We start from the raw sequence: 13,815 nt of genomic DNA on the forward strand, positions 1-13,815 counted from the left end.
AAAAATGGAGTTAATTGTAGTTTAGGTGTCGATTTCTGAGTTGCTTATTCACATTTAGTGTCTTTTTCTCACATTTTTAATAAGGTGATATTTTGAAAGTAACATATTTTAATATTAATCAACCCGTTGTAGCGGTAAATCAGGGCTTTTTTTCAGCCACAAAAGCTTGGAAACATAAGCGAATATACCAAGATGAAGCATTTGAAATTATCATTGTTAATAATGGTCCGCTTTATCTGCAAATAGATCAGCAGCAATATACAATTAGGACAAACGAAATGCTTCTTGTTCCAGCTAAATCAGTTGTTCGTGGGTGGAAGGATTCCCCGTTTAATACCCAATATTATTGGTTTCACTTTTTTCCCGCTCCACAGTCAACTCATAAAGGAAAATTCATCCATAATCCAGAAAAAATCAATCAGGGAATAATTCCTTTACCATTACAATTCAAGCTACCCGAAATAAAAAAGTCATATGTACTTGCAAATCAGGTTCTTGATATTGCCAATAATCCTATTTATCCACATATTGCAATTGACTACTTGTTAACTGAACTCTTGATTGAATTATCAAATGATTTTGTTAAATCCTTTACTACAACTAGCAACAATAAAATTAGCATTATCCAAGGATGGATTCGTTCCCATTTAAGTCAACACCTAACTGTCGACCAGATTGCAACTCACTTTGAATTCAATGCAAATTATTTGGAACGAATTTTTAAGCAGCAAACTGATTTAACAATTATTCAATATATAAATCAGCTAAAATTAGAGAAGGCACAAGAATTATTATCAAAAACAAACTTACCGATTAAACAAATTGCTGCATTATCATTTTTCAATGATGATAAGCATTTTATGAAACAGTTCAAAAAGGTTCTTCGTCTTACACCATCAGAATTTCGGAAAAGCTATAGCTCTAAATTTCAAGATAGTGACAGCTTTGATCCACAAAAACTGCTATCTAAAGACACCGACATTAATTACTGCCAAAGATTTAACCTAAAATAAACAAAAAGTCTCGTATTTATTAAGAAACATGTAATGTAACTAATAATTACGAGGCTTATTTTATCTATGCTTTATTAAACCATACCTGCATCTGTCCATTGCTCCGATTAGCCCATGCATAATATGGAATTAACCGCAGATGGGCTTGAGTCCACTCAAATGAATCATCTTCATAATAAAGTTGTTCACTATTTTGGTTAGCTCGCTCAACATCATTAGTATCAAGGGTTACAACCCCATCTAACAAGTTATTATCATAATTTGCTGTAAAGGTCAGCTTATTTCTTAAACGATAACACCAAAGCGGTACCTGATTGTCTTCTTCCTCAGCACAATAAATCACTGGTCCGCGTTGAATAGCGACTTTGCCCATATCATCTTTCACATAATTATTAGCTCTCATTAAGTGAACCCTCATGTCTAAATTAACTATAATTTGTGTTTCACTTCCAGTAATTGGGAAAGTAACTAACTGCTTTTCTAAGATTGGATCAATTTCTCGGCCATTAAAACTAACTTGATAGTTCTTTAATGACCAGCTTGGAATCCGTACCGCAAAATTGAAGTACTTTTCTTGCGGATTTTCAATTGTAAAGGTAAGTTTGCCATCCCATGGATAATCACTAGCTAATTTAATTTTAATACCATCATCAAAACTCGTCTCATTAGCAATAAATTGATCAGCCAAAATCGTATTATCTTTTACTTGATATAAGTACTTGTCAACCGACGAAAGTAAACGAGTAATATTGGATGGACAACAAGCACAAGCAAACCATGATGAACGTTGAGTATTAATATGGTTTTTCCCAGGGTTCCCCTTACTTGCTTTAGGATCAGCTTCAAGTGGATTTACGTAAAAATAATGCATCCCATCTAAGGCAATTCCACTAAGGGCTCCGTTAAACAGTTCTTTTTCAATTACATCACCATATTGACCGTTTAAATCACTAGCTAACATTTGCTTTCCAAAAAATACCATTGCTACTGATGCACAGGTTTCTCCATAATTGCTATCATTAGGCAAATCATAATCATAGGTAAATGCTTCACCAGTTGTCGTCTGACCAACATTACCGGTAATATACATTTGCTTTTTAACGGTATCATTCCATAATCGGTGAGCAGTTTTCATTAACTCTTGGTCGCCAGTTAAGCGGGCAACATGGGCTAACCCTGTACAGAAGTAGAGAACACGAACAGCATGCCCGTGAACATCTTGTTGCTCTGTCACCGGCTTATCAGCGAAGTAATAGCGGTTACCAAACTTATCCATGCCAGGGAAGAAATTACGATCTTTCCCATCGGCTTCATTTTGCCGATCAAAGAATTCGGTATCCTTCCCCCGCTGAGTGATAAAGTATTTTGCCAATGCTAAATATTTTTTATTCTTAGTTGCTTCATATAGCCGCGCTAAAGCTAGTTCAATTTCTGGGTGTCCAGGAATTCCTTTAACTTTTCCTTCCTCTAAGCCAAAATGGTTACCAATACATTTAGCCATTTTTTCCGCAATCATAAGAGCTTTTTGATTGCCAGTTACTTCATAATATGCAACACCAGCTTCTATATAGTGCCCCATTGAATAAAGCTCATGTGATTGTTGTAGACGCTTAAACTTTCGCTCAGGCATTTCAATTTGAAACATTGTTGAAAGGTAACCACCATCTTCTTGTGCTTCGGCAATTAAATCAACTACTGAATCAGCCTCCTTATGTAGCTTTTCACTTGGCGCATACTTCAAAACATAAGCAGCACTTTCAAGCCACTTATAAACATCAGTATCCTGAAAATCCATTCCAAAGAAGTGACCCTTTTCTTGACCAGCCACAATCTTAAGGTTCGCAATAGCATGACTTTTATCGGCTGAGCCACCGGCTGCAAAAGCATCATTAGTAATTTCAACCTTATTGTTATCATTAATCATATCCCATTGAAATGGAATTGAGTTATTAGCCATTAAGTTTCGGTAACGTTGCCAAAAATGTGATGTTATATTGGTTTGTAGTTCCTTAGTCATTTTTTGTTCCTCCTATTTAACGTGCTTAATCCATAAAATAAATGCTGTTCCAACTATTGTTATAAGAATTGAAACCCAGAAAACTAAGGTATAGCTATTAGTAGCTGTAACAATCATTGAAGTCGCAGCTGGTGCAACCATTTGCCCAGCCGTATTAGTTAGATTACCAAACCCGACATACTTTCCGGTTGTTTCATTTTCTTTTGCTTTTTTGGGGATAACATCAATATTTAGTGCCATATCAACTGCCAGATAAATACCATAACCTAATCCGGCTAGCACAACATATCCAATTACACCGTTAACTGTCCTAAATATAACCAAACTTAAAGTACCAAGAATCAATAAAATTCCACCAAAAGTAACAGGTATCTTCCGAGCCCTAATCTTATCAGAAATTGGGCCAGAGAAGGCAAGACCAATTAATGAAACAATTAACGTAAAGATAGATAATTTATTCATCGCCCGAGCAGCTGCTAGGGTCGATAAACCAATATGATTTTCTAAAATATATAACAAATATTGAAAAATCATTGTATAGCTAGTCATCACTAAGAACCGACCAGCACATGCCTTATAAAAGTCATGGGCACCAGTTAGTTTTGGCGGTAACAGGGTCGCTAGCACACTGATTAAATTTTCATTTTTATTAACAACCATATCAGCAGAAGACTTCTCACGCGGTGTAATTAATAAAACAACTAGCCCAGAAACGGTAATTAAAATACCACCAACAACAAATCCCCAATTTTGGTAAGGTTGTCCTAAAAAGTAAGAACTAATAAATTGTCCAACTGGTGCCCCCACCGAAGTAGCACCAAATCCAGCCGATAATGTACCACGAACATTTTTAGGAGCACGATCAGCTAGAAAAGCATACATCGGTGTTTGAATAGCATTTTGCCCTAAGGTATTAAGAATATAGGCCATTGTTAACCCTGAAGTTGTCTTAAAAATTCCCAAAGCATAAAGCCCAATTCCAGCTACAAAAGATCCAAAGAAAATCCAAGGAGTTCGCTTACCAAATCGTGAACGGGTTTTGTCAGAAAGAGTTCCCCAAATATATCCGACAAATAATGATACCAATGATGTCACAGAAGTAATGATTCCATATGCCGCTGTTGGGTTAGCAATTCCTACGTCCTTAATGTGCTGTGGAAGCAGGACAGCCCCATTTAACGTAAAGGCAGCGTTGTTCAAAACACCGAAAATAATGAATGCAATAAGGAAGCGCCAAAAAGTTGATTTAGGCCATGGCTTCCCAGTTTCAGGCGAAATTGTACTTGGATCAATACTTAGTGTTTCACCCACTTTAGATCCTGAATTATGGTTTAACATTTTATCCACCTACATATTATTAATAGAGTTAGAAAACGCTTTCTACAGTTATTATGATACCCCTTTCAATTCTCGGATAAACTGCTAAAATGTAAATAATGGTACACTTTTTTGACTATCAGGAGGAAGCAATTTGAATTATTACTGTTTTGATCCCAATAAACGATTAACCTTTATGATTGGTGGCTTATTCAATGCTAATACGGGATGGCAACACGCTAAACGATATCATCGTGGTGATTACGAACTAATTCTTTGTACTAAAGGTCCACTATACCTAAAAATAGAAAATAAGGATTTTAAGGTTCAAACCGGTGAATTTATTATCATTCCCCCATTTACCACCATGATTGGTTATCACCCTTCGCCTAACGATATTGAGTTTTACTGGCTGCATTTTTTCTTGCCTAAGAATACACTAATTATTTCTAAAGTACCTAAAAATATAACAAAGTACATTTTTCTTCCACAATTAGCAACTTTTACTAACCAAAGCCAAATTATTATTTTAATTCATCAATTATTAGCATTAAATAATCAAAACTATGATGATCGTTTAGCTGCAAATCACTTCATCTCAATTATCCTCATCGAATTAAGCAAAAACTTATTTAAAGCTTCAACAAAGAAATCTGAAAAGGAGACCAAAATTAACGAACTAAAAGAATGGATTAGAACAAATATTTACCAATCACCAACCGTTGCTGATATGGCTAAATATCTCCAAATTAATCCACAATACCTTTCACGATTATTTAAAAAAGTAGTAGGCATAAGTCCTAAAAAATACTTATTAAAGTTAAAACTCGAAACTGCCCAGGCTTTATTAATTAGAACTAATCTTTCTGTTAAAGAAGTTGCAAATAATTCATATTTTACAAATGAAAAACTTTTTCTTCGTCAATTTAAACAAAGTACTGGCCTAACTCCTAGTCAATATCGTACTCAATTCAATGATATCTATCATAACAATCAAACTATCAGTCCCATTCTACCTATTCCAGAAGAGATTACAAAACACCTTACCGATATTCCCGATCCTGGTGAGGCACCACAAAAAAAGGAATTGAGACATTATTAACTATGCTACAAAATACTTTTAATCAAATTAAAAACGACTAACCCTTCCCGCTGAGTTAGTCGCTTTTACTTAAAGATATTATTTGTTGTGAAATAAGGATGTCTATAATGGCTTGCTTATATCCCCTCCTTTCAATAACCCGCTATTAATCTTTATCTGGAACACCTGCAAGTACTTGAAAAACATCTGCTAATGACATTTTTTCATCGGCAAATTTCTTGTGGAGAAGCAGACGCCGGAAGTCCTCAATTGACATTTTCTCAGTTTGCTTATACGGCAATACTGACGAGCCACCTTGGTTCATCCCCGTAGTTAGGGTAATAATTAAGCCATCGTTACTGTCTAATTTAACGGTATAATGTTCATAATAAGCCGGAATATCATAATTTCCGCTTAATTGTTTATGCTTTTTAAAGTAATTTACAATAAAATCGTTAAATTTCTTCTCTGACTTTAATGCCTCACGCCAATCATCCTGAGTCATAATTAATCGCTCCTCTATAGTGAATTTATCTTATAAGCAATCGTCTTAGCTAAGCGTTCATGTCCCTCCGCGTTGGGATGTAAACCTTCTAATGATAAATTAGGAAATAGGTACGGGTTGTAGTTGCCTTCATTAAAGATATCCAAAACTGGAATAGCGAAATATTTGCCAACATCTTTAACCGCCTCTACATAATCACTAAATGTGTTGCCAAGGTCATTTTTTCGTAAGTTACCACCATCATCATACAACCGCCAATCTGCATGATTAGACTTAGCAGGAGTTATCAACAAGAACTTAGTTGATGGATTCTGCTTTGCCAAATTTGTAATCATATATTTAAGTGCTCCGCAAAAGGTAGTGACCTTGTCAGCCGGATCCTTAACTGACCCAATTGGCCGGTTACCAGCAAAGTCATTGGTCCCACCAAAGATTGTAATTACCTTCTGTCCTTCAACATCCTTAATCTGATCACCGATAAAGCCTCTCTCATCATCACCTTTAGCAATCGTAGCGCCGCCAACGCCAGTATTGCGGGGTGTAGTTCCTAAATATTTAGTCATTCGCGATACATAGCTCGAAATATCCGGGCGTGCAGCCGCTCCATGAGTGAAGCTATCACCAATACAGGTAATTGGTTCATTCATATATGGGAAAACTGCTTTTTCAATTGTAACTAATTCTTTTTCATCCATTATTAATCATTCTTCTTCCAATAAGTAATTGAATCATATTTAACACCGGTTAGGTCTTCACAAACAGCCTTAGTATGTGGATCGACATCCTTCATACTGCCACCCTTTTGAAGACGAACTAATTCAGTTGATAGAACCTTAAAGCTCTTCTTGCTCAAGTGGAAACGACTGGCAAAGAACATTGCTAAGAGAATAAAGCCACCAACACCGACAGACATAATTAAGGTAATCATTAAAATGGCACTGTGGGGTTGGGCTAAGGCACCAGTAGCTGACTTCTTAAACCCGGCAAAGTCTAATAGGTAACCGGCAACAACACCAGCAAGGCCTTGACTAATTTGATTAATAAAAACCATTACCGAAGCAAATAATCCAGAACGATTTTTACCAGTAACCAAGGTGTCTAAATCAGGAATGAATGGAAAAGCATTCCATGGAGTAAAGTAAAGGATATACAAGCCAATTTCGTAAAGAACCATTCCGATAACCAAGTAAACCATCATATGTCCGGGTTTAATCATCGCAATAATTCCCCACATAATTGCACTAATTAGAATTAAGGAATAACCAAAGAGGTCCATTGCCCGGTAGCTAACCTTAGTAATTACAATCCCGGCAATAATCGTAACTGGAACTGAGATGATGCTCAATGATTGCAAAAATCCAGAGGTACTAGTTGACTTGCCTAATACATAAACAATGTAATAAACAAATACCGTACTAAATAATACAGATGCAAAATAAGAACTAAGGTAAATTCCCATGTGAATCCGGAAAGTTTTAATCTTAAAAGTTGAGAAGTAATTCTTTAATTCTGCCTTTAGGCTACTTCCATTTCCACCATTTTGCTCTTTTGCTTCTGCCGCTAAGCGCTTTGCTTCGGCTTTAGTGACAAAATGTTCCCAAGTAGTCTTGTAACAAATCCAAATTAAGAAAACTGTTACAACAGAGAAAATAACCTGCATAATAAAATATGGCTCTGGTGAGGTCTTTGGATAGAACTTGAAAAGCATTGCCGGGATAAATTGGGTAAGCATTCCACCAAGTCCAGCAATTACCATCCGCGTGGTTGATAAGTAGGTACGTTCATTAAAGTCCTTGGTCATTTCATTAGGTAATGTTTCCCACGGAATTTGTAAGATTGACATCAAAATCGTCGTAATCAGATAGGTAATAAGGTAGTACCAGTATGACATTCCGGCAATCCATAGAGTAATTGGCACTAGTACTGAAGGAATGGCAGCAAGAATAAAGATATGTCGACGACCATATTTTCGCCCTAACTTATACTTATAAATATTATCTGAAATGTTTCCCATAAATAGTGAAGCAATCGCATCGGCAACCCGTCCAATTAGGAAAATAGTTGCCCCTTGTCCAGCTGACAGTCCACAGAAGGTTGTGTAGAAGAACAAGAGCCAGGCACCAACTAATCCTTGCATTGAGATACTAAAAAATGAAAACGTTCCAAAACCAATTGATCGCCAAATTCCAATTTTTCCACGTTTCTGATAGATTTTTCGGTTCTTATATTCATCCCAACCATCATGAATAACTGATTGAGAACTATGATCATTATTCATAATATTTCTCCTTTACTATTAAAGCTTATCAATTAAAATTTCGCGTAGTTTATCTGCTAATTTGGCATCTGACATTTCACGATGTGTCGTCCACAAAGTCATTACCCGCGCATCACCTGGTAACTTTATAAACCGTCGTTCCCAGTCATCTTCATCAGCGGTATCACCAAGATTGCGTAAATATTGACGTAAAAACTTTAATTTTTTGACAGTCAATGGCACATCATTATCTGCATCATTTTCATAAAAATCTCTCCATTTGGGTGATGGATTATTTTTAATTACTACCAAAATCTTATTCATCATTCGAACTGCATTATCGGCTTGTAAAAATGCATAAATTAAGTCGTCCTTTTCATGAGCTTCCTGAGTAATCTCATATGCCTTAATTAAATTTACCAGTGCATGCAGACCAGCTGATTGATTAATGGCACTCATATATAAATCGCCATAAAGAACGTTTCGATTATGCTGATCCTTCATTTCTAACAATAATATTTCTAAATTACGAATAAGTGCTGCCCACCTTGGCAAGGATGGTTCAACTATTGCTTTAATCTTCTTTAAATCAGCGCTAAGCGATCCTTCATTAACCAGCCAACCAGCGTCAGTTAATTTTCCATTTGGCGTAACCCATGCTTGAATAATTCGGCGAATAAGAAATGGTGCAAACTCATCACCAGCTGTTTCATCCTCATGCTCTCCATACTGAACGACATTTTCCCAATATTGCTTATAGTATTGAACTAGCTTATTCCTCGATTCACTATAATAAGTTTCAACATACTCACTAAGAATTTCAGTTAAACTCCGCTCCTGATAATCTTCACGCCATGATTTTGCATATTCGCGAAGATAAAGTATATGAGGCTTAATATTTCCCGTATTTACCAGTTCAATTGTATCCATGTTATTTTGCCGCGCTTTACACAGTTCACTCGATACAAAGGCCGGACTATTCGACATCAAACCTAAAAAGTTCGATGCTTGTAAATCATGAAAACCAGCATGACAGTATAATCCCCGTTGACGGTGGTGTGGATTGGGAACATTAAGGATTGGCACTCGGGGGTTATCAATTCCTTGGCGACGAGAAACCATCTTCCCATACCCGCTATCTGCCCATATTTCAATAACATCATCTGGTAATTCAAGAAGTCCGTCACGGTAAAGTCCCGTCAATTCTCCATAGATATTAATTGCCATCGGAGCATCTGGATCATATTTTTTTACCATTTCATATTGTTCTTTAATAATCTGATTTATTACCCGGGAAATAGCTTTTTTCGTCCATTCCCGACTATCATCATCTTTCCAAAAAGGCTTATCACCCTGGCCACGAAATCCCAAACTATAGACAACCTTTAGTCCTCGCTGGGCCAAAATAGCATCCTTCCATAATCGGCGGAATAAGTTAGGATATTTAATATATGAGGCCGTTAGGTTAGGATACTTTCGAGCAAACATTGCTGCTCCAAGTGGTTCCGCATGATGTTGAGCAATAATTAATCCATACTCACTAGCAGTTTGACGATTCTTATGAGAGGTCAGGTCCGTCCCAGGAATAATTACATTGCAGCCGACCCTTAAAGCTGTTTCAAAGGCACGTTGCCATACATACGAGTTAGAATCATGATCCTCCCACTTCATCAACAGTAATTCGTCATTAATAAACCACCCACGGTACTTAGTTTTATATTTTGGCAAACGCAAATTAAAATTGGTCCATAAAACACTCTCTTTCCGATCAATCGGCGTATCCATCCAGTACCAAAAATCATCAATTCCAAGGACCGAACGAGAGACTGACAAGGCCCCATACATCACACCAATAGAACTTGTTGACTTAATAGTCACCTTTCCTTCTTCTAAATTAAAGTCATATTTTTCTGATTGCGACACTGTGTCATGATCAAGTACCAGACAAATCTCATTCTTCTCTTTGTTTGCAAATGTTGTTTTGCTAATATCCCGTTGAAGAATAGCTTGAGCATTTTTTAAAATTGGATTTGTAACATCTGATATCGTTACCTGCGTATTCCTTGAAATTTCAAATCCTGCTGTCGTCATCTTTATCCCCCTTTACTGCTTAATTAACTTTACACCATTGATTGTAAGCGCTTAATAAGATATAATCTTTGCTAAATAAGACTCATTTATTGCAAAAGGAGACCTTTAAGTTGAAACATTATGATGATTTCCCACTAGATGGAACAATTAATCAACAGATAGTATGTTTTCATCACCTAGATAAACACCATGCAAGTCCATTCCATCATCATATTAACCATGTTGAATTACTTCTATTTCTGAGCGGCAATGTTCAATTCTTTTCTAAGAAAATTGTTTTTAAACCGCATCCTTTTGATTTAATCATTATTCCTGCCGGTACTTGGCATCGTGCTTACACATTAACAGCAACAAAATATGAACGAATTTTTATTAATATTCAAACGGCAAAAATCAAGGAACTTTCTACTGCCGATACAGACTTAATGCAGTGTTTTACAAAACTTCCCTTAAAGTGGGATATCAATGTTGTACATCTAAATCAGACAACGGCAAATCACTTTGTTAATCTTTGTCATCAAGTAATAATGCTGCTTGGAAAAAATGGATTTGGTGTTGATATCAATTTGAATATCCTTCAGGCAGAATTATTGTTAATCGCAAATAAAGCTGTACATAGAAAAAAGGCCGAGGAAATCAATCCTCAGCCAACAAGACTTCAACAACTTTTAGACTATATTGATACTAACCTCGATCACGATCTTTCGCTTAACCATCTAGCTAATTACTTCTTCTTGAATCCTGATTACCTTAATCGCTATTTTCGTAAAGAAATTGGTCTTTCCATTCACGTATATATTAAACTAACTCGATTAGAAAAAGCTCGTCGCTTACTAGCAGAAGGCGAAACACTTAGTAAAACTGCTCAAATGTGTGGTTATAAAAATTACAGCAGTTTTATCCGTGCCTTTACAGAAACTATCGGAATCTCTCCCGGAAAATTTCGAAGACTACACATTAAATAGTTTTTAAATAATAAGATATGCTTAAAAAGTTGTAGGTATCATATCAAATAGAATAAAAAAACAGCAACATTAAAAATTCCCTAATGTTGCTGTTTCTATTTTGTTATACTTCCAAATTCTTTAGTTCTAATAGAATTGTATCTTCTGTAACGGAACCATTTCGGGCAATACTAAGGCTTTTGGCTATTTCTAATGCCTCCTTAGCATTCTTTGCATCATCTTTTAAGATATAGCTCCGTCCAATGCAAAGGTATAGTTCATCTAATAAGAATAAGGAATCATGTTCTCGACATAGCTCAATCCCCTTATTAGCAATTTTAATTGCATTGTCTGGATCGTCAAGTTGAAGATATAATTCTGCAATCTGACAGTCGATTGAGGCCCATCGATGGAGGCTCCCAATCAATTTTTTATTTTCAATTAACTTTACTGAGCGAGTTGTTAAACGTGCTGCTCGTTCTTTATCACCACGTTTCAAGTAGGCCAATGCCATTCCTGCAGTTGTCATCGCGAGGTAAATGTTTGCACTAGTAGTAGCAAATTGTGTTAATACTAATTCAAAGTTAAAAATAGCCTCATCTAATTGGTCACTTTCTACTTGAACCATTCCAACTAGGTAGTAGTAACGTTGCTTATCAAAATCACTCTCTAGATTCTTAACATGGACTTTCTTTAAGAGTATTGAAGCATCTTCAAAATTACGAGAAATCAAGTTGTCAACAATCTGATTAAATGTTTCATTGATTCCACTAACTTCATTTTCGACAATTCGATCAGAAGAAATATTTAAACGCTCGCATATTGCCGTTAAAATATCCATTTTGGGTAAGCGATTTTGTTTTTCCATTAAGCTAATTGTCGCTTGAGTGCAGATTCCCTCAGCTAAAGCTGTCTGAGATAATCCGCGCTTGCGACGAATTTGTTTTAATAGGTCTCCTCGGAGTTTCATTGTTTACCTTCCTTCATCATAATTGTTGAATTATTAAAAATAAATCCGTTATAAGCTACACTTCCGCCAATCGTATTATACCACTAATACCAACAGGCTTTTCATTAATTTAATGATAATCACCGCTTTTTATATGCTATAAATTAATTCATAATTGCAAGGCTTGTTTTCTTGCATATCTAAATAATTCAATGGTTACTTTCTCTTGTCACCCCCAGTAACCTTGAACGCTGAATTAACATATTCAGAGGGTTAAATAACACTTTTATAAAACTATAATATATATATTATATTATAACAGCGTTTTACTTCAATCCTAATATAGCTGATTTTCCCTAACTTTGCAAAATATTTACTTACATTTACTCATTAGAAGAATAAGAGTAAGAATATTGCTTCTGCCAACATTCTTACTCTTATTGTTGTCTAGTCATTATTGTATTTCTTTTGTCCTACACGTTCAGTACCGAGCTTACGGAAATCATACTTAATCTTGCTATTACGTTCAAATTCTTCAAGTCCCAATTGAATTAGTCGGTCAATTAAATCCGAGTACGAAATCCCTGAAACTTCCCACATTTGCGGATAAAGACTGATATTGGTAAATCCTGGTAATGTATTTGGCTCACCAAGATAAGGTACATTATTACTATCCACGAGGAAATCAATTCGAGCCATTCCCTTCATCCCCAATGCCTGGTATGCCTTTAATGCCATATCAGTAATCTCGTCTACTAAGTATTGCGGCAATTTGACTGGCAATTCAAAGACTACTCCACTTGCATCAACGAATTTATTCTCATAATCATAGAACAAATCATCTTTAGGTACGCGTACTGCTCCTAACTTAGATGCAATCGGGTGTTCATTCCCAAGAATAGAAATCTCAACTTCTTGTGGCCGATCGATCCCTTGCTCCACTAATACCTTGTAATCGTATTTAAAAGCATCATCAAGAGCTGCTTCGTATTCTTCCGCATTCGTTACCCGATGGATTCCAACTGATGAGCCTTGCTTAGCTGGCTTTATAAACGTCAGATTGCCCAACTTTTCCTCAATCCGTCCCCAAGAATAATCAGCACGATTTTCTGGCGTCACTAAAACATACGGGGTATTCCGTATTCCAGCTTGAGTGATAATCTTTTTAGTAAGATCCTTATCAAATGCCATGGCACTTGCTGAAATATTGGAACCAACATACGGTTTGTTAAGGAGTTTAAACAAGCCTTGGATCGTTCCATCTTCCCCTAGGTTTCCGTGAATAACAGGGAAGAAGAAATCTATCTCCTTTTGTTCATTTAATGCCATAATTGGTGCAAGCGGACTAGAAAGATCCATCTTTTGATATGCATCTTCAACCACCTCATCCTCTGACTCACCATCAAAGATTCTTTGTGATGCCTCATTATTAAGTAAAATTCCATCCTTGGTAAACATAAACAAGCTTACGTCATATTTATCCTTATCAAGAGCATCATAAATATTATGTGCTGATCGCTTTGACACATCATGCTCAGAGGAGTTTCCGCCAAATAATAAAGCGATGTGTAATTTCTTGGTCATAGTAAATACCACCTTAAATATTTTTATCTTAACCGTTTTCCTAGAACTTTAAGTATA

At 36.0% G+C, this 13,815-nt stretch carries 11 protein-coding genes; 3 read left to right on the forward strand and 8 right to left on the reverse strand.

The window, feature by feature from the left end; all coding sequences use genetic code 11:
* Positions 1 to 92: 92 nt before the first annotated feature.
* Entirely contained in the window at positions 93 to 1,013 is a 921-nt protein-coding gene (locus H5S39_RS08620) for an AraC family transcriptional regulator (RefSeq protein WP_182596701.1), read from the forward strand.
* Positions 1,014 to 1,077: 64 nt separating this feature from the next.
* On the opposite strand, the gene H5S39_RS08625 is transcribed toward H5S39_RS08620, so the two are convergent.
* A complete protein-coding gene (locus H5S39_RS08625; protein WP_182596702.1) occupies positions 1,078 to 3,030 on the reverse strand; it encodes a glycoside hydrolase family 127 protein in 1,953 nt (650 codons plus the stop codon).
* A gap of 12 nt (positions 3,031 to 3,042) precedes the next feature.
* Entirely contained in the window at positions 3,043 to 4,368 is a 1,326-nt protein-coding gene (locus H5S39_RS08630) for an MFS transporter (protein WP_182596703.1), read from the reverse strand.
* A gap of 133 nt (positions 4,369 to 4,501) precedes the next feature.
* Between H5S39_RS08630 and H5S39_RS08635 the strand changes: the two genes are divergently transcribed.
* Positions 4,502 to 5,449, forward strand: coding sequence for an AraC family transcriptional regulator (locus H5S39_RS08635; protein ID WP_231832877.1), 948 nt, complete (start codon positions 4,502 to 4,504; stop codon positions 5,447 to 5,449).
* Positions 5,450 to 5,594: 145 nt separating this feature from the next.
* On the opposite strand, the gene H5S39_RS08640 is transcribed toward H5S39_RS08635, so the two are convergent.
* Genes H5S39_RS08640 through H5S39_RS08655 form a run of 4 tightly spaced genes read right to left on the reverse strand, consistent with a single transcriptional unit; the run spans position 5,595 to position 10,281 of the window.
* Complete coding sequence (locus H5S39_RS08640; protein ID WP_182596704.1) at positions 5,595 to 5,933, reverse strand: hypothetical protein; 339 nt, start codon at positions 5,931 to 5,933, stop codon at positions 5,595 to 5,597.
* A 14-nt stretch (positions 5,934 to 5,947) separates the two neighbouring features.
* Entirely contained in the window at positions 5,948 to 6,628 is a 681-nt protein-coding gene (locus H5S39_RS08645) for an SGNH/GDSL hydrolase family protein (protein ID WP_182596705.1), read from the reverse strand.
* A gap of 2 nt (positions 6,629 to 6,630) precedes the next feature.
* Positions 6,631 to 8,211, reverse strand: a complete 1,581-nt coding sequence (locus tag H5S39_RS08650; RefSeq protein WP_182596706.1) for an MFS transporter — start codon at positions 8,209 to 8,211, stop codon at positions 6,631 to 6,633.
* A gap of 18 nt (positions 8,212 to 8,229) precedes the next feature.
* Positions 8,230 to 10,281: a glycosyl hydrolase 115 family protein gene (locus H5S39_RS08655; protein WP_182596707.1), complete on the reverse strand. Its 2,052-nt coding sequence runs from the start codon at positions 10,279 to 10,281 to the stop codon at positions 8,230 to 8,232.
* Between the two features lie 110 nt (positions 10,282 to 10,391).
* Between H5S39_RS08655 and H5S39_RS08660 the strand changes: the two genes are divergently transcribed.
* Entirely contained in the window at positions 10,392 to 11,246 is an 855-nt protein-coding gene (locus H5S39_RS08660; RefSeq protein WP_182596708.1) for a helix-turn-helix domain-containing protein, read from the forward strand.
* Positions 11,247 to 11,349: 103 nt separating this feature from the next.
* Here H5S39_RS08660 and H5S39_RS08665 read toward each other — a convergent pair whose 3' ends face one another.
* Positions 11,350 to 12,195, reverse strand: coding sequence for a helix-turn-helix domain-containing protein (locus H5S39_RS08665; RefSeq protein WP_182596709.1), 846 nt, complete (start codon positions 12,193 to 12,195; stop codon positions 11,350 to 11,352).
* A 426-nt stretch (positions 12,196 to 12,621) separates the two neighbouring features.
* Positions 12,622 to 13,758: a D-alanine--D-alanine ligase family protein gene (locus tag H5S39_RS08670; protein WP_182596710.1), complete on the reverse strand. Its 1,137-nt coding sequence runs from the start codon at positions 13,756 to 13,758 to the stop codon at positions 12,622 to 12,624.
* Between the last annotated feature and the right edge of the window lie 57 nt (positions 13,759 to 13,815).

The organism is Limosilactobacillus rudii, assembly GCF_014145455.1.
GTDB classification, from domain to species: Bacteria; Bacillota; Bacilli; order Lactobacillales; family Lactobacillaceae; genus Limosilactobacillus; species Limosilactobacillus rudii.